Source organism: Corallococcus sp. Z5C101001, assembly GCF_007352635.1.
Classification (GTDB): domain Bacteria; phylum Myxococcota; class Myxococcia; order Myxococcales; family Myxococcaceae; genus Corallococcus; species Corallococcus silvisoli.
This window is the reverse complement of the sequence record NZ_VKLU01000008.1, coordinates 194,125-217,879: the sequence shown is the minus strand read 5'-3', so window position 1 is coordinate 217,879 and position 23,755 is coordinate 194,125. Positions and strand designations below refer to the sequence as shown.

Annotated in this window: 21 protein-coding genes; 7 read left to right on the top strand and 14 right to left on the bottom strand. The window is 70.5% G+C overall.

The window, feature by feature from the left end:
* Positions 1-14: 14 nt before the first annotated feature.
* The 3 genes from FOF48_RS18835 to FOF48_RS18825 form a co-directional block, all read right to left on the bottom strand.
* Positions 15-1,238: an extracellular solute-binding protein gene (locus tag FOF48_RS18835; protein ID WP_143903592.1), complete on the bottom strand. Its 1,224-nt coding sequence runs from the start codon at positions 1,236-1,238 to the stop codon at positions 15-17.
* A 20-nt stretch (positions 1,239-1,258) separates the two neighbouring features.
* Positions 1,259-2,353: an ABC transporter ATP-binding protein gene (locus FOF48_RS18830; RefSeq protein ID WP_143904241.1), complete on the bottom strand. Its 1,095-nt coding sequence runs from the start codon at positions 2,351-2,353 to the stop codon at positions 1,259-1,261.
* Between the two features lie 79 nt (positions 2,354-2,432).
* Positions 2,433-3,980 (bottom strand): alpha-amylase family glycosyl hydrolase, encoded by a 1,548-nt coding sequence (locus FOF48_RS18825; protein ID WP_255442369.1) that lies wholly within the window; start codon positions 3,978-3,980, stop codon positions 2,433-2,435.
* Between the two features lie 356 nt (positions 3,981-4,336).
* Here FOF48_RS18825 and pulA point away from each other — a divergent pair, with 356 nt between their 5' ends.
* The gene (gene pulA / locus FOF48_RS18820) at positions 4,337-7,852 is read left to right on the top strand and encodes a pullulanase-type alpha-1,6-glucosidase (RefSeq protein WP_143903588.1); all 3,516 of its coding nucleotides are present in this window, start codon (positions 4,337-4,339) and stop codon (positions 7,850-7,852) included.
* An 82-nt stretch (positions 7,853-7,934) separates the two neighbouring features.
* Here the strand turns inward: pulA and map are convergent, their stop codons facing one another.
* The 3 genes from map to FOF48_RS18805 form a co-directional block, all read right to left on the bottom strand.
* Positions 7,935-8,939, bottom strand: coding sequence for a type I methionyl aminopeptidase (map, locus tag FOF48_RS18815; RefSeq protein WP_143903586.1), 1,005 nt, complete (start codon positions 8,937-8,939; stop codon positions 7,935-7,937).
* Positions 8,936-9,172: a hypothetical protein gene (locus FOF48_RS18810; protein WP_143903584.1), complete on the bottom strand. Its 237-nt coding sequence runs from the start codon at positions 9,170-9,172 to the stop codon at positions 8,936-8,938. The genes map and FOF48_RS18810 overlap by 4 nt, the downstream gene beginning before the upstream one ends.
* Before the next feature lie 152 nt (positions 9,173-9,324).
* Positions 9,325-10,314: a hypothetical protein gene (locus tag FOF48_RS18805; protein ID WP_255442447.1), complete on the bottom strand. Its 990-nt coding sequence runs from the start codon at positions 10,312-10,314 to the stop codon at positions 9,325-9,327.
* Between the two features lie 288 nt (positions 10,315-10,602).
* Between FOF48_RS18805 and FOF48_RS18800 the strand changes: the two genes are divergently transcribed.
* Positions 10,603-12,414, top strand: a complete 1,812-nt coding sequence (locus FOF48_RS18800) for a serine/threonine-protein kinase (protein WP_143903580.1) — start codon at positions 10,603-10,605, stop codon at positions 12,412-12,414.
* 15 nt (positions 12,415-12,429) lie between these two features.
* Positions 12,430-12,924 (top strand): DUF2381 family protein, encoded by a 495-nt coding sequence (locus tag FOF48_RS18795; RefSeq protein WP_143903578.1) that lies wholly within the window; start codon positions 12,430-12,432, stop codon positions 12,922-12,924.
* Positions 12,925-12,970: 46 nt separating this feature from the next.
* On the opposite strand, the gene FOF48_RS18790 is transcribed toward FOF48_RS18795, so the two are convergent.
* Positions 12,971-13,615, bottom strand: coding sequence for an SRPBCC family protein (locus tag FOF48_RS18790; RefSeq protein ID WP_143903576.1), 645 nt, complete (start codon positions 13,613-13,615; stop codon positions 12,971-12,973).
* A 160-nt stretch (positions 13,616-13,775) separates the two neighbouring features.
* Between FOF48_RS18790 and FOF48_RS18785 the strand changes: the two genes are divergently transcribed.
* On the top strand, positions 13,776-15,269 hold the full coding sequence (locus tag FOF48_RS18785; RefSeq protein ID WP_143903574.1) for an HAD-IG family 5'-nucleotidase: 1,494 nt from the start codon (positions 13,776-13,778) through the stop codon (positions 15,267-15,269).
* 19 nt (positions 15,270-15,288) lie between these two features.
* Here the strand turns inward: FOF48_RS18785 and FOF48_RS18780 are convergent, their stop codons facing one another.
* Positions 15,289-15,747 (bottom strand): DUF2267 domain-containing protein, encoded by a 459-nt coding sequence (locus FOF48_RS18780; RefSeq protein ID WP_143903572.1) that lies wholly within the window; start codon positions 15,745-15,747, stop codon positions 15,289-15,291.
* A 215-nt stretch (positions 15,748-15,962) separates the two neighbouring features.
* Here FOF48_RS18780 and FOF48_RS18775 point away from each other — a divergent pair, with 215 nt between their 5' ends.
* Both FOF48_RS18775 and FOF48_RS18770 read left to right on the top strand, forming a co-directional pair.
* Positions 15,963-16,481, top strand: a complete 519-nt coding sequence (locus FOF48_RS18775) for a hypothetical protein (RefSeq protein WP_143903570.1) — start codon at positions 15,963-15,965, stop codon at positions 16,479-16,481.
* Between the two features lie 149 nt (positions 16,482-16,630).
* Positions 16,631-16,927: a hypothetical protein gene (locus tag FOF48_RS18770; RefSeq protein ID WP_143903568.1), complete on the top strand. Its 297-nt coding sequence runs from the start codon at positions 16,631-16,633 to the stop codon at positions 16,925-16,927.
* A 135-nt stretch (positions 16,928-17,062) separates the two neighbouring features.
* On the opposite strand, the gene FOF48_RS37150 is transcribed toward FOF48_RS18770, so the two are convergent.
* Both FOF48_RS37150 and FOF48_RS18760 read right to left on the bottom strand, forming a co-directional pair.
* Positions 17,063-17,668, bottom strand: coding sequence for a LysM peptidoglycan-binding domain-containing protein (locus tag FOF48_RS37150; RefSeq protein WP_143903566.1), 606 nt, complete (start codon positions 17,666-17,668; stop codon positions 17,063-17,065).
* Positions 17,669-17,773: 105 nt separating this feature from the next.
* On the bottom strand, positions 17,774-19,003 hold the full coding sequence (locus FOF48_RS18760; protein WP_186001967.1) for a trypsin-like serine protease: 1,230 nt from the start codon (positions 19,001-19,003) through the stop codon (positions 17,774-17,776).
* Positions 19,004-19,226: 223 nt separating this feature from the next.
* Here FOF48_RS18760 and infC point away from each other — a divergent pair, with 223 nt between their 5' ends.
* The gene (gene infC, locus FOF48_RS18755) at positions 19,227-19,976 is read left to right on the top strand and encodes a translation initiation factor IF-3 (protein WP_143904237.1); all 750 of its coding nucleotides are present in this window, start codon (positions 19,227-19,229) and stop codon (positions 19,974-19,976) included.
* Positions 19,977-20,171: 195 nt separating this feature from the next.
* On the opposite strand, the gene FOF48_RS18750 is transcribed toward infC, so the two are convergent.
* From FOF48_RS18750 to FOF48_RS18735, 4 genes are all read right to left on the bottom strand, one after another.
* Complete coding sequence (locus FOF48_RS18750) at positions 20,172-21,515, bottom strand: DHA2 family efflux MFS transporter permease subunit (RefSeq protein ID WP_255442446.1); 1,344 nt, start codon at positions 21,513-21,515, stop codon at positions 20,172-20,174.
* A gap of 322 nt (positions 21,516-21,837) precedes the next feature.
* On the bottom strand, positions 21,838-22,371 hold the full coding sequence (locus tag FOF48_RS18745; protein WP_143903562.1) for a hypothetical protein: 534 nt from the start codon (positions 22,369-22,371) through the stop codon (positions 21,838-21,840).
* A gap of 12 nt (positions 22,372-22,383) precedes the next feature.
* Complete coding sequence (locus FOF48_RS18740) at positions 22,384-22,770, bottom strand: hypothetical protein (protein WP_143903560.1); 387 nt, start codon at positions 22,768-22,770, stop codon at positions 22,384-22,386.
* Positions 22,770-23,663, bottom strand: a complete 894-nt coding sequence (locus FOF48_RS18735; RefSeq protein ID WP_143903558.1) for a hypothetical protein — start codon at positions 23,661-23,663, stop codon at positions 22,770-22,772. Before FOF48_RS18735 ends, FOF48_RS18740 begins: the two co-directional genes overlap by 1 nt.
* Between the last annotated feature and the right edge of the window lie 92 nt (positions 23,664-23,755).

The window sequence follows — 23,755 nt, the reverse complement described above, 5'->3', positions numbered from 1 at the left end:
CTTCGGCTCCTCGCTTACTTCTTGCGCAGACCGGCGACGTCCTTCGCCACGCTCTTCTGGGCCGCGTCCAGCGCCGCCTTGGGCGTGGCGGTGTTCTTGAACACGGTGTTCATGGCGCTGGTCGCGGGGGTCCAGACCATGGACATCTCCGGCAGGTTGGGCATGGGCACGGCCACGTCCACCTGGTCCTTCATCGCCTTGAGCAGCGGATCCGCGGCCACCTTCGCGTCCTGGTACACCGCCTGGTTCGCGGGGCTCTGGCGGCCCTCCAGGGCCAGCGTCCTGCCAGGGGCCGCGTCGGTGAGGAACTTCGCGAAGTCGTACGCCGCTTCCTTGTTCTTCGACGGGGCGGCCACGTACACGCCCTCCACCGTCATCCACGGCTTCATCGGCGTGCCCTTGTTCTCATCCAGCGTGGGCAGCCGCGCGAGGCCGTAGTCCACGTCCTTGGAGACCTCGCCCAGGAACCACGGGCCGGAGAACACCATCGCGGCCTTGCCCTCGTTGAAGAGGGACGTGATGAGCGCGCTGGAGGGCTCCGCGGGCAGGATGCCGTCCTTGTTCTTCCACTTGAGCACCTGCTCCACCGACTTCACGTTGGCGGGCGAGTTCATCGTGGGGGCGTTCTTCGCGTCGAACACGCCGCCGCCGAAGCCGTTCATCACCGCCGCGTGGTAGTAGAAGTCGTTGTACGCGTACGCGAGGCCGAAGCGGCCCGCCTTCGCGTCGGTGAGCTTCTTCGCCATCGTCACCAGCTCGCCGGACGTCTTGGGCGGCGTGGGGACCAGCTTCTTGTTGTAGATGAGCGTGATGACCTTGTAGTTCAGCGGCAGGCCGTACGCGGTCCCGCGGTAGGTCATCGCCTCCATCGTCGTGGGGATGAAGCGCTTCTTCGTCGCGTCATCCAGGAAGAAGTCGATGGGCTCCACCGTGTTGCCCGCTTCAATCCAGCCGCCCAGGCGGTCCTGCGCGAAGATGAAGAGGTCCGGGCCCTTGCCGCGCGGCACCGTGGCGGAGATCTTGTCCGCGTAGGCGTCGTAGGGCACCGCCAGCGTGGTGACCTTGACCTTGCCCTCGTTGGCCTTGTTGTACTCGGCGACCACCTTCTCCAGGGCGGCCTTCTCCTCCGCGCGGTAGGCGTGCCAGAGCACCAGCTCCGTGGCGGCGAAGGACGGGACGGGCAACAGGCCGACTGCGCACAGACAGAGGGCCGCGAGCAACGTTCGCAGGTGGGTCATGGGGGAAAGCCTCCGGGAAATCAAACGGACAGCCGCAGCTCGGAATCAGCGTCGAAGAGGTGCAAGGACTCCAGCTCCACCGTCACGGGCACGGAGGCGCCCGGCTCCGGGGTGGCCTGGGGTGGCAGGCGGAAGACCAGCGGGTTGTCTCCCAACCGGGCGTGCACGATGAGCTCGTTGCCCAGGGGCTCCACCAGCTCCACGCGCGCCTCCGTGGGCGCGGACTCGCCGCGCGCGGACGCGCCCTGGGGCAGGATGTTGTCCGGGCGCAGGCCCACCTTCAGCTTGCGTCCGCCCTTGCCCGCCGTCGCCGCGCGCAGCGTCTGGGGCACCGGCAGCGTGAAGCCGTCGCCGGACAGCGACGTGCCGTCCGCGTCCAGCGTGGCGCCGAGCATGTTGATGGGCGGCGTGCCGATGAACTGCGCCACGAACACGTTGACCGGCTTCTCGTAGACCTCCAGCGGCGTGCCCAGCTGCTGGAGCTTGCCGTCCTTCATCACCGCGATGCGGTGGCCCATGGTCATCGCTTCAATCTGGTCGTGCGTGACGTAGACGGACGTGACCTGGAGCCGGTTCTGGAGCTTCTTGATCTCCGAGCGCATCTGCACGCGCAGCTTCGCGTCCAGGTTGGAGAGCGGCTCGTCGAAGAGGAACACCGCGGGCTTGCGCACGATGGCGCGGCCCAGGGCCACGCGCTGGCGCTGACCGCCGGACAGCTGCTTGGGCTTGCGGTCCAGCAGGTGCGAGATGCCCAGGATCTCCGCCGCCTCGTCCACCAGCTTGTCCATCTCCGGCTTGGGCGTCTTGCGAATCTTGAGGCCGAACTCCAGGTTCTGCCGCACCGTCATGTGCGGATAGAGCGCGTAGTTCTGGAACACCATGGAGACGTCCCGGTCCTTCGGCGGCAGCGCGTTCACCGCGCGCGGACCGATGGAGATGGTGCCTCCGGAGATCTCTTCCAGGCCGGCGATCATCCGGAGCGCCGTGGACTTGCCGCAACCGGACGGCCCCACGAGGACCATGAACTCATGGTCGCGGATATCGAGGTTGAGCCCCTCGATGACCGACACGTCTCCGTACCGCTTCGCCACGTCCTTGAACGACACGCCGGCCATCAGGCCCTCCAGCAAGAGCCCCGCCCGCGCCGGTGACAACAGCACGTCCGGGTCAGGTTCTGCGCGTCCTCCGGGTGCCTCACTTCACGCGCCCGAGGATGCGCGCGGACTGCGGCGGAAGCGCCAGCTCCAGCGTGGCGCCAGCCTTCGTCCGCCCTCCGTTCAGCAGGTCCTCCACCTCCGCGACGCCCGTCCAACCGTCCGGCCACGGCACCGACGCCGCGCCCTTCGTCTTGCCGCGGTTCACCGCGACCACCACCGTGTCGCCCGACCCCGCGTCCTTGCGCTGGAAGACATACACATCGCCTTCCGTGGAGAGCGGTTCGTGCGTGCCGCGCGACAGCGCCGGGTGCTCACGGCGGATGGAGATGAGGCGCTTGTAGTACTCGCGCAGGGCCTCGTCGCGCTTCTTTCCGGCCCCGGGCCTCACCGCCTGCTTGCCCCACGGCATGTCACTTCGGTTCTGCGGCCAGTCCCCGCCCGCGCGGCCCACTTCCTCGCCGTAGTAGATGACCGGGATGCCGCTCGTCGTCAGTTGCAGCGTGGCGGCCAGACGGAAGAGCGTCACGTTGCCCTGCAGCTGGTGCAGCGCCCCGTCCACGTCGTGCGACGACAGGAAGTGCGCCAGGTGGTGCCCCGGCGTCACCTTTGCGCGCGACTGGAGGTAGCGGTCGAACGCCACCGTGCGGCCACGGCCCTGGAGGAAGCCCAGCGTGTTGCCCTGGAAGGCGAAGTCGAACCCGGCGTCCATCTCATCCGGGGTGAAGTAGGGCTCCAGCACCTGCACGTCGCCGCCCCACACCTCGCCCAGCAGGAAGAAGTCCGGGGACACCTCCGCGCGCGTGCGGCGGCGGTGCTCCTTCCAGAAGTCGTGGGACACGTGCTTCACGGTGTCCAGCCGGAAGCCGTCCACGCCGGAGCGCTTCGCCCAGTCCAGCTGCGCGTCCAGCAGGTACTTGGCCACCTCCGGCACTTCCGTCTTGAAGTCCGGCAGGCCCGCCACGCACGACGTCAGGTCGTCCTGGCCGCAGGTGCCCTGGTCCTCTGAGCGCAGCCAGTCCGGGTGGTCCTTCAGGTAGCGCGAGTTGTAGCCCGGGTGGTTGTAGACGACGTCCAGCAGCACGCGGATGCCGCGCGCGTGCGCCGCGTCCACCAGCGCCTTGAAGTCCGCCTCCGTGCCGAAGCGCGGATCCAACGCGTGGAAGTCATCCGCCCAGTAGCCGTGGTAGCCCCAGTCCGGAAAGCCAGAGCCGGTGACGAAGCCGGGGATCTGCTTCAAGAGCGGCGTCACCCACAGCGCCGTCACGCCCAGCGAGGACAGCTCCTCCAGCTTCGCGGTGAGCCCCTTCAGGTCGCCGCCGTGGAAGGTGCCCGGCGCCTTCAGGTCGCCCGGCTCGTTGTTCGTGGGGTCGCCGTCCGCGAAGCGATCCACCACCACGAAGTACAGCACCTCGTCGCCCCAAGGCCGCGCGGGTTCCTTGTTCTCCGGGACCTGGACGACCGGCGCCGTGGGCACCGGAGGGGCCGGAGCGGCCTCCGTCACGGGCGCGGCGGGCTGCGTCGCGACGGCCTCCGTCGCGGGTCGGGTCGGCGTCTCCGGCGCCGTGGCGCACCCCGCCAGACACAAAACGGCAAGTCCCTGGAACCACGGGTGCCACCGACCACGGTGGGGGACGGCGTTCGATTGTCGGCGGGGGGCACGGAAGGACATCTGGGCGGGGCACTGTATCCAACAGTCTGAGAATGGGTGAAGGGTCGTCGGAACAATCGGCTGATGTCGCAACGCGGCATGACCCGGATGTCTTCCTCTGCACACCCGCGTGACGCAGAGCGTGAGCGGCTTCGACGGAGCGCGTGGTTCCTGCCGCACCGCATCTCGCCCGCGGGCCCCTCCCCACCCGACGTGACAGGGGGGTTCCCCCAGGCCCAACCCGCGCCATCCAACAGGTCCAGCAATCCTGGAAAAACCTCCGAAGGCCACTTATGGCGGAGCTGGCTGCTACCCTGCCCGGAGATTTCCACACCTGGAGGCTTCTCCTGAGCGTTCCATTCCGAGTTCCCCGCGCGGCGCGCGCGCTCGCGTTCAGCGGGCTGTTCGCCGCGCTGATTCCCCTCTCGTCGCTGGCGGCGCCCACGTCCGTGACGGTCATTGGCGACCTGCAGTCCGAAGCGGGCTGCGCGGCGGACAACGACCCGACCTGCGCGCAGACGGCGCTGGCGTACGACGCGGCGGACGACAAGTGGCAGGGCTCGTTCAACGTGCCGGTGGGCACGTGGCACTTCAAGGTCGCGCTGGACGGCTCCCTGGCCCAGACGCACGGCGGCCCCGGCGGCGCGGACGTGGTGCTGAAGCAGACGACGGCGGGGGCGGTGAAGTTCTACTTCGACGCCACGACGCTGTACGTGACGAGCAACCGCTCCAGCACCATCGCGACGGTGGCGGGCACGCTCCAGGCGCAGCTGGGCTGTCCGGGTGACTGGTCGCCGGACTGCCTGCGCACGATGATGCAGGACCCGGACGGCGACGGCATCTACACCTTCACCACGAAGGCGCTGACGAAGGGCAACTACGAGTGCAAGGTCGCGCTCGACGAGAACTGGACCACGGCCTACCCGAGCAGCAACGCCACGTTCACCGTGGAGGAGGACGGCCAGGAGATGGTGTTCACCTTCGACTCCGGCGAATCCAAGAAGGTGACCATCCGGGCCGCGGGCGCTCCCGCGGGCAACCTGCTGCTGGCGCGGGCGCATTGGATCGCGCGCGACACGGTGGTGTGGAGCCCGGAGGTCGCGGTGCCCGAGGGCACGGAGTTCAAGCTGCACACGGCCCCCACGGGGGGCATGACGCTCGACAGCACCGGCGTGCAGGGTGGCAGCGCCGTGACGCTGACGCTGGACGCCGCGGGCCTCAGCGCGGCGCAGGCGGCGCGCTTCCCGAACCTCGTGGGCCGCAAGGTGCTCAAGCTCTCGCAGGCGGACGTGGCGAACGCGGCCACGTGGCTCAAGGGTCAGGTGGCCCTGTCCGCGACGAACGCGGCGGGCGTGTTGCTGGACGCCACCAGCGCGCAGCTGGCGGGAGCGCTGGACGACCTGGACACGTATGACGGCGCGCTGGGCGTGACGTTCGCGGCCGGCGTCCCCACGCTGCGCGTCTGGGCGCCCACCGCGAAGAGCGTGAACGTGCTCCTGTTCGACGGGGCCAACCCCGCGGGGACCTTCTCCCGCGTGGCCATGACGGCCGGGGCCAAGGGCGTGTGGAGCGCGGCGGGCGACGCGACGTGGAAGAACCGCTTCTACCTGTACGAGGTGGAGGTCTACGCCCGCAAGGAAGGCCGCGTGGTCACCAACCGCGTCACCGACCCGTACTCGGTGGCCCTGTCCATCAACAGCGAGCTCAGCCAGGTGGTGGACCTGGCGGACCCCACGCTCGCGCCGCAGGGCTGGAGCGCGCTGGCCAAGCCGAAGCTGGAGGCCCCGGAGGACATCGTCCTCTATGAGCTGCACGCGCGCGACTTCAGCATCAACGACCTGACGGTGCCGGAGAGCGAGCGCGGCACGTTCAAGGCGTTCACGCGGGACTCGGACGGCATGAAGCACCTGACGCGGCTGGCGAAGGCGGGCCTGACGCACGTGCACCTGCTGCCGGTGTTCGACATCGCGACCATCAACGAGGACCGCGCGCAGCAGCAGAAGCCCGCGGGCGACCTGGTGTCGCTGCCGCCGGACTCCGACCAGCAGCAGGCCGCGGTGAAGGCCGTGGCGGACCTGGACGGCTTCAACTGGGGCTACGACCCGTACCACTACACGGTGCCGGAGGGCAGCTACTCCACGAACGCGCAGGGCCCCACGCGCACGGTGGAGTTCCGGGAGATGGTCCAGTCGCTCAACCAGCACGGCCTGCGCGTGGTGATGGACGTGGTCTACAACCACACCAACTCCTCCGGGCAGGACGCCAAGAGCGTGCTGGACCGCATCGTGCCGGGCTACTACCACCGCCTCAGCGACGACGGGAACGTGGAGACGAGCACCTGCTGCCAGAACACCGCGTCCGAGAACGCGATGATGGAGAAGCTGCTCATCGACTCCGTGGTGACGTGGGCCACGGCCTACAAGGTGGACGGCTTCCGCTTCGACCTGATGGGTCACCACATGAAGTCCAACCTGGTGAAGCTGCGCGCCACGCTGGACGCGCTCACCGTGGAGAAGGACGGCGTGGACGGCAAGGCCATCTACGTCTACGGCGAGGGCTGGGACTTCGGTGAGATGCTCGGCAACGCGCGAGGCATCAACGCCACGCAGGCCAACATGGCGGGCACGGGCATTGGCACGTTCAACGACCGCCTGCGCGACGCGGCCCGCGGCGGCGGCCCCTTCAGCGGGCTCCAGGACCAGGGCTTCATCAGCGGCCTGCTCTCCGCCCCGAACAACACGAACCAGGGCGCGGAGGCGGCGCAGAAGGAGCGGCTGCTCGTCTACGGGGATTGGATCCGCGTGGGCCTGACGGGCAACCTGAAGGACTACCCGCTGGTGGACCGCACCGGCAAGACCGTGACGGGCGAAGGCGTGGACTACAACGGCGCCAAGGCCGGCTACACGCTGGACCCGCAGGAGGTCATCACCTACGTCTCCGCGCACGACAACGAGACGCTGTTCGACGCCATCCAGCTGAAGGCGCCGCGCGACCTGGCCATGGCCGAGCGCGTGCGGATGCAGAACCTGGGGCTGTCGCTGGTGGCGCTGAGCCAGGGCATCCCGTTCTTCCACGCGGGCGACGAGCTGCTGCGCTCCAAGTCGCTGGACCGCAACAGCTACAACTCCGGTGACTGGTTCAACAAGCTGGACTGGACGTACCAGTCCAACAACTGGGGCGTGGGCCTGCCGCCGGCGGCGGACAACGAGGGCAACTGGCAGCTCTTCAAGCCGATGCTGGCGGACGCGGCGCTGAAGCCGTCGCCCGCGGACATCCTCCGGGCGCGCGACCACTTCGAGGAGCTGCTGGCCATCCGCAAGAGCTCGCGGCTGTTCCGCCTGCGCACGGGCGCGGAGGTGACGCAGCTGGTGCACTTCGAGAACACCGGCCCGAACCAGATCCCCGGCCTCATCGTGATGGCGATGCAGGACCACGGCACGAGCGAGGAAGGCAAGCGCGCCATCGTGCTGTTCAACGGCACGAACGCGGCCCAGACGTTCAAGGCGGACGGCTACAAGTCGCTGAAGCTGAAGCTGCACCCGGTGCAGCAGGCGTCCACGGACCCGGTGGTGCGCACCTCCGCGTACGACGCGGCCACCGGAGGCTTCACGGTGCCCGCGCGCACCACCGCGGTGTTCGTCTCCGAGGACAAGGTGGTGGACCCGGACCCGCAGGACCCGCAGGACCCGCAGGACCCGGACAAGTCCGACGGCTGCGGCTGCCAGAGCACGGTGCCCGGCCCGCTGGGCGCCGTCAGCCTGCTGATGCTGTGCGGACTGGCGCTGAAGCTGCGCCGCCGCCGGGCGTAGTCACCGCCTGGAAATGAAGCGGGCCCCGGAGGCGGCAGGTGCGCGCGTCCAGGGCCCGAGCTGTTTCAGGGGCGAGGGGGCCTCACGGCAGGGTGAGGATCTCCGCGCCCGTGTCGGTGACGAGCAGGGTGTGCTCGAACTGGGCGCTGCGCATCCCGTCCGCGGTGACGACGGTCCAGTCGTCGTTCCAGGTGCGGTGGTCCCAGTGGCCCTGGTTGATCATCGGCTCGACGGTGAAGATCATCCCCGGCTGCATCACCGTGTCGGCCTCCGGCTCGTAGTAGTGCGGGACCTGGAGCGAGGTGTGGAAGGTCTCCCCGATGCCGTGGCCGCAGTAGGCGCGCACGACGCTGGTGCCGTTCTTGACGGCGTGGGCCTCCACCGCGCGGCCAATGTCGCTGATGGGGCGGCCGGGCTTCACGGCCGCGATGCCGATGTCCAGGCACTCCCTGGCGATCTGCACCAGCCGCTGGTGCTGCGGCTCCACGTTGCCGACCAGGTACGTGGCCGAGCAGTCGCCGTGGACGCCATCCAGGTAGATGGTGATGTCCAGGTTGACGATGTCCCCGTCCTCCAGGGCGCGGCTGTCCGGGATGCCGTGACAGATGACCTCGTTGACGGAGGTGCAGAGCGACTTGGGGAAGCGGTGGTAGTTGAGCGTGCTGGGGTAGCCGCCGCGCTTGAGGTAGGCCTCGTGGGCGATGGCGTCCAGCTCGTCGGTGGTGATGCCCACGCGCACGTGCTGGGCGGTCTCCACCAGCACCTGGGCGGCGGCCTGACAGGCGCGGCGCATGCGGGCGATGACGTCCGGAGACTTCACGTCCGGTTCGTTCCGCGAGCGCGAGGGCCGGCCGCTGACGGAGTCCGCGTAGTCCGGCCGGCCAATGGTCAGCGGCACGACGCGGCGCGGGCTGACGAGCCCGGGGCGGACGCCCTTGCGGGCGGCGGTGTCCGTGCCCTTCTTGCGGGCCTCCACGGTGTCGGCGCCGCGGTGGCACTTCTTGTACTTGGAGCCACTGCCGCACCAGCAGGCGTCATTGGGCCCGGGAAGGACGGCGGGGGCGGTTCGAGGGGTAGCGGTGGTCATCGGGAGCCTCCGGAGCGGATTTCGGTGGTGGCGGCCTGGCGGGCGCGGGCCCAGCGGAGCATCTGGGGTTTGAGCCAGAGGCGCGGACGCCCGGCGCCCAGGTCGAGCACCGGACGGGGCATGTCCGGGTAGCGGCGCAGGTACGTGCTGACGCTGTTGGGGTGGCGCAGGCGCAGCAGGCCCGCCACCTCCTGGGCATCAATCAGGTCCTTCGTATTCACCAGGGGGCACATGGGCGGTGTCTATACCCGTAGACACGCGCGGATGCACGGATTCCTTCCCCGGCGCGGGCGGGCGGCCAGGGGCCTGTCCGCTCCTGGAAACGACGAAGCCCCGGGAGCCTGTGGCACCCGGGGCTTCAGACCGCGGCGACGTCAGCCGGGGACTACTCCGCCCACCAGGTCTCGGCCAGCACGCTGAAGCCGGTCGTGGTGTCCACGAAGATGGAGACGTTGTGACGGCTCCACGGGTCATCCCCGTAGCTGAGGATGCAGCCCTTGAAGGAGCGGCCCGCGGTCAGCTCCGCCAGGTTGTCGCGGCCCGCCTTCAGCACCTGCGGGGAGATCGTGACGTCACCGTTGACGCCGGTGATGGAGCGCTCCACCGCGGCGATGACCTCGGCGGAGTCGGCCAGGTTCGGACGGACCTTGGCGTAGCGGGGGACGCTGCTCGGCTCCAGGCCGAAGCACACCTTCTCATTTTCATAGTAGTGAGAGGCGGTCGCGATCTTCCACCAGTCGAAGTGGCGCAGGGTGGTGACGCCAGCGGAGCCATTGCTGGGGATGGCATTCACCGCGGCGAAGAGCGCCTCCAGGGGGCGGCTCAGCGTGGCCGAGTTCCGGATGTTGCGGAAGCTCACGTCACCGATGCCGGTCGTGTCCGCGATCTGCTGCGCGGTGGTGAAGGGACGGTGGCCCAGCAGGTTCACGGCGCCGTTCCACGCGTTCGGCAGGACGTCGTGCAGCTCCGAGTCGTCGATGCTGTTCACCAGCGCCACGATGGCGGTCTGGTCGTCGCGGGAGATGGCGAGCCCATCCATGATGCCGACACAGTCCGCGTCGATGTAGTCCAGCGTGCGGGCGCCACCCTCGAGCTGCTTCAGCCGGGTCGGGCCCACCAGCGTCACGGAGGACAGGTCCGCCAGCGAGGTGAACTGCGCCGTCGCGCGGCGGTTCACGATGTTCGTGACCACGTTGCTGGGCAGGAAGCGATCCAGGATCTGGTACGACGCCTTGTTCGCGAACTCGAGGATGCCCGTGCACTCCTGGGCCACGTCGACGTTCGTCTGCGTGAGGATGGGCGCCTGCTGCTGCGCGGTGGACGGCGCGGACTCGGGGGCGGTTTCGGCTTCGATACCGCCACAACCGGCGAACACGCTCAAGGCGAGAAGAGTTGAACCAAGGCGACGCATCAGGAACTCCTGATTAGGGGGAGAAACAGCGATGTGACGCGGCTCAATACACCAAATCCGTCTGACACACCCCGCCCGTTCCACCGCCTGTGCGTGTCACGTTTCAGCAACCCCCGACTCGTTCCGCTGTGAGCGTCCCTCCTCCAGGACGCAGGGTGAGGATTCCTGACGTCGGAGCACATGGCCCCTGGGGCGGGGCTCCGGCGATGGGACCTTCCAGGTTGAATTGGGTTCGTGGGACTCTCAGGGTCCATGGCTCCTGAGACGTCACAAGTCTTTCCCGCGGCGCTCCAGCCGGGTGTGCTGGTGGGGCGCTGGCGGGTGCTGGGGGCGCTGGGGGTGGGCGGGTACGGAGCGGTCTACCGGGTGGAGCCGCTGGAGGAGCCAGGGAGGACGTTCGCGCTCAAGCTCTCGCTGCATCCGGAGCCCGCGCGGGCGTTGAGGGAGATGGCGCTGCTGCTGGACCGGGCATGGCATCCGAACGTCGTGCGGGTGCATGCGGTGGGGCGGTGGCCTGACCCGGTGGAGGGACTGCCCTACTTCGTCATGGACTGCGTGGAGGGGCTGGCGCTCCACGCCTGGGCGGAGGCGGAGAACCCCACCTTCCGGCAGCTGGCGCTGGTGGGGGGCTCGGTGGCGATGACGCTGGGCGTGTTGCACGCCCGGGGCGTGCTGCACCGCGACCTGAAGCCGGAGCACATCCTGGTGCGCGCGCGGGGCAACGTGCCGGTGTTGATCGACTTCGGCGCGGGGGACCAGGCGGGGGCCACCACGCTCACGACCACCACCCTGCCCCCGGGCACGCTGCTCCTGCGCAGCCCGGAGGCCATCCGCTTCCAGCAGCTCCACTGGCGGCAGCCAGGGCTGCGCTATCCGTCCTCCGCGGCGGATGACCTGTATGCCCTGGGCGTGTGCCTGTATCGCGCGGCCACGGGGCACTATCCGTTCTCACCGGAGCTGACGCCGGAGCTGCTCATGGTGGCCATCACGGAGCGGCTGCCGCCCTCTCCCCGGGACATCAACCCGCGGGTGCCGGAGCCGCTGGCCCGGGCCATCCTGCGGCTGTTGGAGAAGGAGCCCGAGGAGCGGCCCCGCACGGGGGAGGCCGCGCATTCGGAGCTCATGCGGGGGCTGCTCTCCAGCGGGGCGGAGGCGTTCGAGGCGCGCCTGTTCGATGAAGTCCCCGGCACGCCCAACCAGATCCAGCGTCCAGCCTGGCCCACGCGGCCCTACGTGAAGTCAGCGCCCCGGCCGCGGACAACTCCTGTGCCCCCCGCGCGGGGCCGGTGGCCGGCGTGGGGTTGGGTGGGATTGGCGGTGTGCCTGGGGCTGCTGGTCGCGGGGCCGAGGACCTGGGAGGTCCTGCTGCGCGGCTGGACTCGCCATCCAACCCCACAGGTCATTGAGAGTGAATCCTCCTCCATTGGTCATAAACTGGCCAGCGCGCCGGACCGCCCGCACAGTGTTCCTGTCGCCGCCCCGCAGCCTCCGGGGCCTCCACCGGCGACCGTCGCCTCCGTGGCGGCGCCTCCCGAGGAACACGCCACCGTGACCCCCAAGCCCCCTGCTCCGTCTTCCCCGAAGCCCAGCCGTCCCCTCAAGGCCGCCGCGCTCGCGTCGTGCATGGGCGTGGCGTGCGCCAGCGGCGCGCCCTACGTGGATCGCCCCACGCCCCCAGCCGAGGACTGCCCCGAGGTCGCCATCGCGACCATGCGGAAGCTGAACATCTATGACTTCCAGTGGGGTGGGCGGTTCATCTACAAATCCGACGACGAATTCGTGACGGTTCGCGAGGGACGGGCCAACGTCTATTCGACGAACAGCCAGGGGTTGGCGAGGCGGGCCTCCATGTTCAGCGGGAACATCTACGTCGGCGCCCAGCGGGTCTACGGCCGCTTCACCCAGCTCCGCATGAAGGATGACGATGAGATCTATCCGGTCTGCATCGAGCTCTGGACCCTGGAGGACCGTCAGCGCGGTGTGCCTCGGAGCAAGGGAGGAGACGAGAACACCGCCGTCGTCCCCAATGACGTCTCCATCCAGGCCGTGACTCGGTTTGAATGATTCAAGGGGAAGCGAGTGCTCCTTTTCCTTCTCCCGCTCCTCGCGCTCACGGGCGACGGGACTCCCGAGACCTCCACGGCGCGGCCACGCCTCACGTGTGACACTCCCGCGGAGCTGACCGCACTGCTGGCCAACGGGGTGTTGGATCAACGCGGGCTCGTGGGCCTGCGCCTCCATCTCCCAGGCCTTCCCGGGCACGCCGCGGAGTCCCTGGCGGCGTGGAGCTTCCGCGGCAAGAGCCGGGTCGCCCTGCTCATCCAACTTCCCGAGGCGGTGTTGCCCGCGAGCAGGATGGTCCGTGCCACCCTCCGCGCCTCGAGCCCGCGGTCCGAGCTGAAGGTCCTCGGCGTCCTTCAGCTGGCGCCGACGCCCACGGAGCCCGACACACGCGTCGTGGTGGAAGCGGAAGCGGAGTTCCGAGACGCCCATGGCGTCTACACCCTGGAGCTGCTGGACGCGGAGGGCCAACGCATCCTGGTGCTCACCCGGGTGCGGTTTCCGCCGCTTTGAGCCGCCGCGCGCGTACGGAGTGAAGCGTCACGGGAGGCCCCGGCCCCTACTTCGCGGCGGACTCCACGGACAGCGACTTCGCCCGCTTCTCCACCGCGCGCAGCGTCTCCACCACCGCGTCCTTCTGCCCCACGTTGGCCAGGAACCCCGGGATGGACCCCGCGGGATCCACCGTGAACCGGTAGACCGCCCAGGAGGCGCCCTCGCCCTTCGGCTCCACCTTCCAGCTGCCCTCGTTCAACCGCAGGCGCACCACGTCGCGCCGCGCCGGGAACGCGTCCGGCTCCGCCTGCCAGCGCTGCTGGTAGACGCCCGTGCCATCCGGCGCGACCTTCGACTCCGTGACCACGCGCGAGATGTAGTCGCGCGAGGACACCACCGGCAGGTCCAGGCGCGTGTAGGTGAGCCGCCCGCCGTCGTCCGTCGGCCGCACCACCCGCGACTCCTTCACGTAGGGCATCCACAGCCGGTAGGACTCCGCGTCCTCCAGCGCCGCCTGCACCTGCGCGGCGCTGGCCTTCAGCTCGCCTTCCGCCCACACGTCCTTCGCCTTGGTCCCCGGCCGGGGGCGCACCTTCACCACGAACGGCGTCGTGGCCACCGTCTCCCATTCCTCCGCCCCCGCCACGCCCGACACCCACAGCGCCGCCACCGCCATGGCCCAGCTCCACCGCCGCGTCATTCCCGACATGCGCCTGCCCCTCGGTCCCGCGCGCTTCCGGCGTTTCGCGTCGCGCGCGTCATCCATATCCCATCTTTCCGACACCCGGATGACCCGCGCCCGCCCATGAAACGACGCGGGTGCACGGGCCGCTCGACATTGTCCGCCGGCCTTGGCAAGCCTTGCTCCCATGAGTCCTCACCTCTTCGGTCCTCCGCCCGAGCGCGGCCTGTTCTGCAACCGCACCCTCAACATGCGCGCCATCAAGGCCGTGGGCTACGACATGGACTACACGCTCATCCACTACCGCGTGGAGGCGTGGGAACGCCGCGCCTACGAATACATTCGCGACCGCCTGGTGGAGCAGGGCTGGCCCGTGGCCGACCTGACGTTCGACCCGATGCTCGCCATCCGCGGCCTCATCATCGACACGGCCAAGGGCAACCTGCTCAAGGCCAATCGCTTCGGCTTCGTGAAGAAGGCGCTCCACGGCAGCAAGGCCATGGGCTTCGACGCGCAGCGCGACGCCTACAACCGCACCGTCATCGACCTGGCGGACCGCCGCTGGGTGTTCCTCAACACGCTCTTCTCCCTCTCCGAGGCCTGCATCTACGCGCAGCTCGTGGACCGCCTGGACGCGGGCCAGCTCCCGGGCCCCATGGGCTACGCGGACCTCTATGAGCACGTCCGCAAGAACCTGGACGCCACGCACATGCAGGGGCGCCTCAAGGCGGAGATCATCGCGGACCCCGAGCGCTACGTGCTGGACGACCCGGAGACGCCGCTCGCGCTGCTGGACCAGAAGAACGCCGGCAAGAAGCTGCTGCTCATCACCAACAGCGAGTGGGCCTACACCGAGCCCATGATGCACTTCGCCTTCGACCGGCACCTGCCCGACGGCATGACCTGGCGCCAGCTCTTCGACGTCGTCATCGTCAGCGCGCGCAAGCCGGAGTTCTTCACCACCCGCTCCACCCTCTTCGAGGTCGTGGAGGCCAATGGCGAGGCGCTGCTGCGTCCGCACTCCGGACCGCTCGACAAGAACACGCCCTACTTCGGCGGCAGCGCGCTGGAGCTGGAGCGCCACCTGGGCCTGTCCGGCGATGAAATCCTCTACGTGGGCGACCACATGTTCGGCGACGTGCACGTCTCCAAGAACGTGCTGCGCTGGCGCACCGCGCTCATCCTGCGCGAGCTGGAGGACGAGGTGCGCGCCATCGCCGCCTTCCGCGCCACCGAGGTGCGCATCGGCGAGCGCATGCTCCAGAAGGAGCAGCTGGAGGCGGAGAGCTGCCAGGTCCGCCTGGAGCTGCAGCGCCGCCGCCACCAGTACGGCCCGCGCACCGACGCCACGGAGGGCGAGCTGGTGACGCGCCTCACCGAGCTGCGCGCCGCGCAGGAGGCGCTGGACGCGGAGCTGGGCCCCATGGCGCGGGCCGCCAGCGAGCTGTCCAACCCGCACTGGGGCCTGCTCACCCGCGCCGGCAACGACAAGAGCCACCTGGCGCGGCAGGTGGAGCGCTACGCGGACATCTACACGTCGCGCGTGAGCAACTTCCTCTTCGCGACCCCGTTCGTCTACCTGCGCAGCCCGCGCGGCAGCCTCCCGCACGACCCCAGCCTCCCGGGCGGCACCCCGGTGTTCACCACCGGCGACGGCGCGGGCGCCGGCCCCCAGGAGTAGCGGGCCTCCCCTCTGGCGCCTACTGCGTGAGGCGCCAGAGGGCCTGCAGGTCCGCCGGGAGGTTGCTGGCCACCTTGTCGGCCTCGCCCTCGGAAATCTGGTCCTGGAACGCGCGCAGCACCGAGCGCACCACCAGCTCCGCCCGGTCCACCGGCATCTGGAGATCCTCCGCCACCGACTCCACCAGCGCCTCGCGGCCGAAGCGCCGGGGGCGCGGGGGGCGCTCCTCCGCAGGGGGCAGGAAGGCCACCAGCAGGCGCGGCAGCTGCGACTCCAGGTTGCGCGCCCCGTCCGGCATGAGGCGGCGCTCCAGCGCGCCCAGCACGGACACGGCGGCGCACTCCGCCAGGGCGGGGGGCAGCGCGCTCAGCTCGCACAGGTGGCGGATGAACGCCGCGTAGGTGGCGCGCACGTGGGCATCGTGCCGTCGCTCGTGCCGCTCCTGCTTCTCGGTTTCGTTCTCGTGGGCCTGGGCCATGGGAGGCACCTCTTGGGGGAAAGGGGGACGGGAGCAGCCTCAAGGTGCGCACCGGGCAGCCGGGCCGCGCCCGGCGGGCAGGCAGGCCCCGGCCCCCGGCGCCCCACCTCCGCCCGGGAACCCCGGGGAATCGCTCCTAAGCGCCCGGAGTTACTGAACATGTGTCCAGACCTGCGAAGGGAGGGCGACCTGGCGACCCGGCGCGTGAACCGGCCATGTCAGACCCCTCTCGTATGAATGATCGCGTGAGCCACTCGACCCCGCCATCGTCTCCGTCGCGAGTCCTGGAGCAGCGCAACCTGCTGGGAGGCCTGGACCTCCTGCCCGTGCTGGGCCGGGGCAACCGCAAGCGCGCACGCCAGTTCCATGTCGCCGCGGAGCGGAAGCTGGGGTTCGCCGCCGCGCTGGCGCTGGTGGTGGAGCACGGGCGCGAGAAGGCGAAGGAGACGGGCACCACGTCGATGACGCGCTGCCCGCGCTGCGGCCACGTGGGGCCCACGGCGCAGGACTTCGGCTTCCGCATCATGAGCCAGGGCCAGCGCCGCCCGCAGTCCTGGTGCCGCGGCTGCCGCGGGCAGCACGTGGAGCCGGTGAGCGCCGCCGCGCCCCGTCCCGAGGACGGCTGGCTGTTCCCGCTGGAGGCCATGAGCCAGCAGAAGGCCCGTCCGGCGGGCAAGTCCGGCAAGCCCAAGGCGAAGAAGCGCGCCCGCCGCGACAACGAAGACCTCACCTGAAGCGGCCGGGTCCTCCGGCGGGGAGGAGCGGCGTCCTCGCCACCGAGCGCTCGCGTCCCGCATGCACCCGGAGCGGCCCCTGTCCCGCCCGTCGCCAGGGATGGCACCGCCCCCCTGGGGTTCCTACCTCTTCCTCAAGGAGGACCTCCATGTCCGTGCGGACCCGAATGGCAGGGATCAAGAACAAGCGACGCGTGGATGCCCATGCGGCGCAGGCCAGTGTGCAGGCCAGCCATGGGCGCAAGACGCTGCCCCACGACGATGCAGCGGCGCTCTTGCGACAGAAGGAACTGAAGCGCGTGACGCTGGGCCCCGCCGCCAGCGACCACGGCCCCAAGCGCAACAACCGGGGCACGGGCCTGCGGGGGCGCAAGAAGGCTCCCAGCCAAATCCATATCAAGCGCGCGGGGGGCCCCCGCGACCGCTCCCGGCTGCACGGAGGCTGAAGGCGCCACGGCCGGCGGTCCGCGGCCCCAGGAAACGACGACGCCCCGCGTGGCGGACGGAAACCCCTTTCCTGCGAAGGGCCGTCCTCCACCGCGGGGCGCGGTACCACCGGGGGGGTGGTGCGAGAGCGCCGGTCAGTAACCGACGTAGCCGCTGCCGTTGTTCAGGCCCTGGATGCCGGGGACGTTGGACGTGGAGCCGTAGCGCTCGATGGAGTAGCGGACGCCCGCGATGATGTTGTCCACCGGGTTGCGGATGTTGTCGTGGCCGGGGAGCTTGTACGAGTCGAACGTCGGCTGGATGGTCTGCATCAGGCCGATGGAGGGCGTGCCCTGCTGCGCGTTGGAGTCCCAGAGGTTGATGGCGTTCGGGTTGCCGCTGGACTCGTGCTCGATGATCTTCGCGATGTCCTGCGCGTTCATCTTGTCCGTGGGGACGCCGTTGGCCTTGAGGATGTCCATGGCCTGCTTGATCCAATCACCGACCTGGCCCGGGGGCACGTCGCCCACGGACTGCGCGCCCTGGGCCTGGTCCGTGCCGCCCGTCAGGTTCGGGCCGTTGCGGACGCCCTGCGCCTGGAACTCATCCTTGCTGCCCGGGATGTTGAGGTTCGCATCCGCGTAGATGAGGTCCTTGTTGGTGATGTTGGGGTTCGCCTTCATCAGCGAATCCACATCCGTGTTGAAGCGCTTCGCGAGCCCGCTCAGCGTGTCACCCGACTTGATCCGGTAGTCACCCATCTGAAGAACCCTCGCGATTGCAGAAAACGTGGATGCCAGATTCTCGGAAGAAGGTTCACGGAGTTTCGCCTACATTTGCGGTTTTGTAGGCGCTTTCACCCGGAGTCATGAGCTGAACCGACGTCCTGGAATCCTCCGCTGGGGCTGTCTCAAGAGAAGCCCCAGCAGGGCGGCGAGTGTAGCGCCCAGGGCCCCCGGGCCACTGGCGCACCCACCTCTTCCGCCGGGGTTCGGGTCCCCAGGTGTTGACGGGTCCACTGTCGCCTCGCAGGGGGTGAAGCAGCGGCAGGCGTCATCACCCTCCGCCTCCAGCCGGGCGCACACGCCCTGGGCGCCGCACGCGGCGTCCTCCGCGCATGCCGCCCCGAAGGTCCCCGCCTGGAGCGAGGGCAGGAGGCACCGGGCGGGGTCGTCCCCGGCGGCGACGCAGAGCAGGCCCGAGGGGCAGTCCGCGTCGTTGACGCAGCCCTCCCGACAGAGGGCGTCCAGGGGCAGCGGCGAGGCGCGAGCGGGCGGCGTCTCTTCCAGGAAGGGGCCCAGGAAGTCCGCCAGGGCATCCACCCGGACCTGGACCGCCTCCGCGCGGCAGGCCACGTCCCCGCTCACGGTCAGGCCCCACAGCCGTTCGTTCCCCGCCGGCCCCCCCAGCACCGGGCCCCCGCTGTCGCCCACGCAGCTCATGGCCGGGGCGGGGCCCGCCTGGAAGGCGTTGCCGGTGACAGCCGTCACCCGGAGGTGCCCCTGCCGCCGCTGCCCCGAAGCGCGGTCGGCGTCCTTCGTGTCCCCGTAGCCCACCGCCCGCACGGTGTCGCCCGGGGCCACCGGGGCGTCGCCTCCGCCGGGCAACCGGAACGGCGCGACGTCCGTCACCGGCACCGCCAGCCGCAGGAGGGCCGCGTCCCAGGCGTGCGTGGCCGGGACATAGCCGGGGTGGGCCCGCGCGCGGGTGACGCGCACGAACCGCCCTCCGGGCCCTGGCTCCGGGAGCAGGGTGGGCCCCAGGAAGACCTCGTAGGGGCCCGCATCCCCGAAGGCGGCCAGGCAGTGCGCCGCCGTCAGCACCACGTCCGGGGCGATGAGGGCCCCGGAGCACAGGAGCACCGGGGCCTCCCCCCCGCAGCGCGCACGGCGGGCCACCAGCGCCACGGCCGCCGCGTCCCCGGGCGCGTCCGTCCCCTGGACGATGCCCCATGCCCGGGAGCCCCCCGGTGGGGCGGCGTCCGCCGGGCTGGCGGAGGGCAGGCAGGCAGGCAGGAGGAGGGCGGCGAGCGCAACCCCCCTCGGGGGGCGGCATCCTGTCGGGTCCCGGGCGGACGTGGTGGACCGTTTCGCCATGGGGCGCATCATAGGCAACAGGGGGTCATGGGAATGGGGGGTGCCCCGCGTTACCTTGCCCCCGGGGGACGTGAACCGGATAGAGTCCGTTGCACGTCTCCCTGCCCCGAGGGGCGGAAGGCCTGCCTGCCTGCCGTCTCCGCCGTAGGGGCCTGCCACATCGAACGGCGCACCACATCTTCACGGGTGGTGGGTCCGTAAACCCTTTTTGGAGGATGTTCACATCATTCGCGAACAGAGAAACAACAGCCGGGGTCCCAACAGGGACCAGAGAACCAACCGCCGCATCCGCGCGCGGGAAGTCCGTGTCGTGGGCTCCGATGGTTCGCAGCTCGGGGTCATGACCATCGAGGCCGCGCTGGAGCGGGCTCGCACCGAAGGGCTCGACCTGGTTGAAGTCAGCCCCATGGCCAAGCCGCCAGTCTGCAAGATCATGGACTACGGCAAGTTCAAGTACGAGGAGAAGAAGAAGGCCTCGGACGCGAAGCGCACGCAGGTGGTCATCCAGCTCAAGGAAGTGAAGCTCCGTCCCAAGACGGAGGAGCACGACTACGAGTTCAAGGTGCGCAACACCCGCCGGTTCATCGAAGAGGGCAACAAGGCCAAGGTCGTCATCCAGTTCCGCGGGCGTGAAATCACGCACAAGGAGTTGGGCAGCGCCATCCTCGATGACGTCATCAAGGACCTGAAGGACGTGGCCGTGGCGGAGCAGCTTCCGCGCATGGAAGGCCGTCAGATGTTCATGATCCTCGCCCCCACGGCGAAGGTCGCGCAGAAGGCGCGCGAGCAGGCGCGGCAGGCCGCCGCGGCCGCCCGCAAGTCCCCGCCCCCGGGCGCGGGCAAGAAGCCCCAGGCGGCCAGCGGTGCCCCGAACGCGGACGGTGCCAACACGGCCCCGGTCGAGTCCGATGGCGCCAGCGACGCGGACGACACCGACGGCGACGAGCAGGACGCCGCGCCCGCGACGACGTAGCCGTCTGGACGGCGCTCGCGTCTCCCCTCACCGGGAGACGCGCTCACGGGCGGTGCCCCTCGGGATGCGTCCCGGGGAGCCGCCCACGTCCACCGCGTGACGCAAGCCCTGGGGAACCCTGCCCCCGCGAGCCGGGCAGGACCCGGGTGCGCCGGCGGTGGCCCCACGCCCCCCTCGCGAACCACGGACGCGGCCTCAGCCGCGCGCCACGGTCCTGCCGCCAATGTGCGCGCCCGCGTCGGGCGGGAGCCGGCGGAAGAGGGGCCCGGCCAGCGACGACACGACGCCAATGGCGATGAAGGGCAGCAGGAAGCGGTCCGGCGTGAGGCGCACGTCCCCGCCGCCGCGCGCCACGTGCAGCATCAGGCCGCCGAAGCTGATGCCCACGCTCAGCGCCATCTGCTGCGTCACCACCGCCATCGTGGAGGCGTTGCTCACCGCCTCCCGGGGGATGTCCGCGTACGCCACCGTGTTGGTGGCGGTGAACTGCAACGAGCGCATGAAGCCGCTGCTCACGAGCATGCCGATGATGAGCGGGATGGGCGTGCCCGCGCGGAAGAAGGCGGGCACGGCCGTCAGCGCGGCGGTGAGCAGGTTGGACGCGATGAGCGTCTGGCGGAAGCCCACGCGCCGGATGAGCGCGGGCGCCACCGGCTTGCACGCGAAGGCCCCCAGCCCCGTCCCGATGGTGACGAGCCCCGCCTCCAGCGGTCCCCAGCCCAGGCCCACCTGGAAGAGCAGCGGCAGCAGGAAGGGCGTCGCGCCCAGGCCAATGCGCACCAGCGCGCCGCCCACCATGCTGGCGCGGAAGGTGGGCACCCGGAGCAGGCGCACGTCGAGCACGGGGCGCGGCGTGCGCAGCGCATGGCGCACGTAGGCGACGAGCGCCCCCGCCGCCACCAGCGCGATGCCGGCCTGCACGCCCCCCGGAACGAGCCCGATGCCCACCGTCTCCGCCGTGCCCATCAGCGCCGTGATGGCGACGACGGCCAGGGCGAAGCCCTTCGTGTCGAACGGGCCGGGGTCTGGCTGGTGCAGCGGGGGCACGAAGCGCGCCACGGCCCACATGCCCAGCACGCCCACCGGCACGTTGATGAAGAAGATCCACGGCCAGTCCGCGACGCCCAGGATGAAGCCCGCGAGCGGCGGCCCCAGCAGCGGGCCCACCAGCGCGGGCATGGTGAACCAGCTCATCGCGGCCACCAGCTTCTCGCGCGGCGCCGAGTTGACGACGATGAGCCGGCCCACCGGCGTCATCAGCGCGCCGCCCAGGCCCTGCAGGGTGCGGAACACCACGAGCTGCGCGAGCGACCGGGAGAGGCCACACAGCATGGAGCCCACGAGGAAGACGACCATCGCGGTCATGAAGACGCGGCGAGGGCCGAAGCGGTCGGCGATCCACCCGCTCGCGGGCGCCAGCACCGCCAGGGCCAGGATGTACGACGTCAGCGCGAGCTTGAGGTGGACGGGGTCCGTCCCGAACGCCACCGACAGCGTGGGCAGCGCGGTGGACAACGCCGTGGAGTCCAGGAACTCCATGAACAGCGCGCTGGCCACCGCGATGGATGCCAGCCGGGAGCCTCGGGAGGAGGTGGCTCCGGAGGTCCCGGCGGAGTCTGTCGCGGTGGAGGAAACGGACACGTCTTGTTCTATGCGCATGACGCGCCGTGCCTGTCACGCGGGCCTGACAGGTGGGTGGCGCGAAGCAGAAGCGAGCGTACTCAGAGCGCGAAGCGTCCGGGCTCCACGTGCCGCGAGCGACGGACCGCCGCCTGGGAGGCAGGCGGGCGGGCGGTGTCCTCCTCCCGACAAGGAGGCGGGCGCGCGAGGCGGCGCTTCACGGGCGCGGGCCCGCGGAGGCTCACGGCTCGGGCGGTTCGTTCCGGGCGGCCTCGGTCAGGACGCGGGCCTCCTCACGCAGCTCATCCAGCCGGACGCGGTGACGCCGCAGGAGCGCGTCCACCTGTTCGACGCGGGCCTTGTCGCCGCGCGTGCGCGCCTCCTGGCGCTCCCCTTCCAACCGCGTCACGTCCCGCCCCAGCAGCGTGGTGATGTGCTCCGTCTTCTCCAGCTTCCAGCGCGCCGTCTGGGGCAGCTCCTCCGCGATGGGGTCGTTCTGCTGAGGCGGCGCGTTGGCCACCTCCGGCTCCGGCGGCACGTCCCCGGGGCTCGGCGGCGCCACCGTCGCGGCGGGCTGCCCGGGTTCGGGCGTCCGCGCCGGCACCGCGCGCTTCGGCGCGACCGCCGCCGCGGGCACCGGAGCCGCGGCCGGCGCGACCGCTCCAGGGGCGGCGGGCCGGGCCCGCTCTTCCCGGGCCGGCCACGGCGCCACGGCGAGCAGCGCGGCCACCAGCACGCCCGCGCCGCCCAGCATCACCCGCTCACGGTTCCGCATCGTCCGCACCCCTCACAGCCGAAGGCGCCAGCCTTCGCCCTGGCGCTCCACCCGGAAGAGGAACGGCTCCGAGCGCTCCGCGCCTCCCTGCGACACGCGCGCCCGCACGAGCACCGCGTCCGCGTTCCGGCCGTCCACCTTCGCCTCGACGATGTCCACCAGGCGCAGGTCGTGCTCACGCAGGCTCCGCAGCGTGTCCTCGCACGAGGACGCGCCCGCCCCTTGCACCAGCAGCGGGCCCAGCACCGCGCAGTCCCCGGAGGGCAGGGCCTGGAAGAAGCGGCGCACCACCGCCTCCCCCGCCTCCGCCCGCGAGGAGGTCGTCGACGTGCAGCCGAGCGCGGCGAGCCAAAGCCCCGCCGCCCCCACCGCGCCCCGCACCACGCGCCCCAGCCGCATCAGTAGCAGTTGGGGGCGAACAGCTCGTCGTCCGTCGCGGACAGGAACTGGTCGTCGCAATAGGCGCTCGCCAGCACGTGGCCGTTGCGCACGCAGCCGTCGTGGTTCGTCGCGTCCACCGTGTACTGCGTGTCGCCGCCGCAGCCCCCGCCGCAGCGGCCGAAGCAGTTGCCCATCACCTTGGGGCGCGACCAGTGGTCCGGCTCGCCGCACACCCAAGTGCTGCCGTTCATGTAGTACTCGTCGCCGTTGCACGACGTGTGGTCTCCCAGCTGGGCGATCTGCTGGTTCTTCGGGTTGTCGAAGCCACCGTTGTTGCAGTCGTGCTTCGCGTACGAGTACCAGTTGTACGTGCCGCCGCAGCTGCCCGTGTTCTTGCCGCCGCACTTCGCGTAGCTGCACAGCATGGTGTAGCCGCGGCCCTGCTCGCCCATCACCGTGCGCTTCAGCGCCACGCTCGTGGGGTGCTGCGCCCACAGGCCCACCGCGCGCCGCAGGTACATGGCCTCCGGCGCCGCCGCGTCACCCGCGGGCAGCCCCTGGTTGAGCGCCCCGTAGAGCGCGCCCAGCACCTCGCGGTCCGCCTCCACCACCTGCGTGTCCTGCGCGTTCGCGTCCGCGAAGCCGTCCAGCGACGACACGCCCGACGCCGGGTCCATCAGGCCCGTGAGCGTCATGCCGTGCATCCGCACCTCCAGGCGGTACACCCCGGGCTCCACCTCCCGCGAGGCGAAGGACACCGTCTGCCCGTCCCGTCCCCAGGTGCCCTGGGTCACCCCCGCCTCCGAGCTCAGCGACAGTCCCTCCGGAGCAGCGGGCGGAGCCTCCGTCCCCGCGCCACCACAGCCCCACATCAGCAACGCCGCGACCGCACCACCCAGTGCCTTGCGCATCCGCTTGCATCCTCCGACCAGGACATCTTCCAAGAATTCGAGGCGAGTGCGGGATTACCGGGGGGTGGTTGGAGACACAAGTCGAGGTGCGT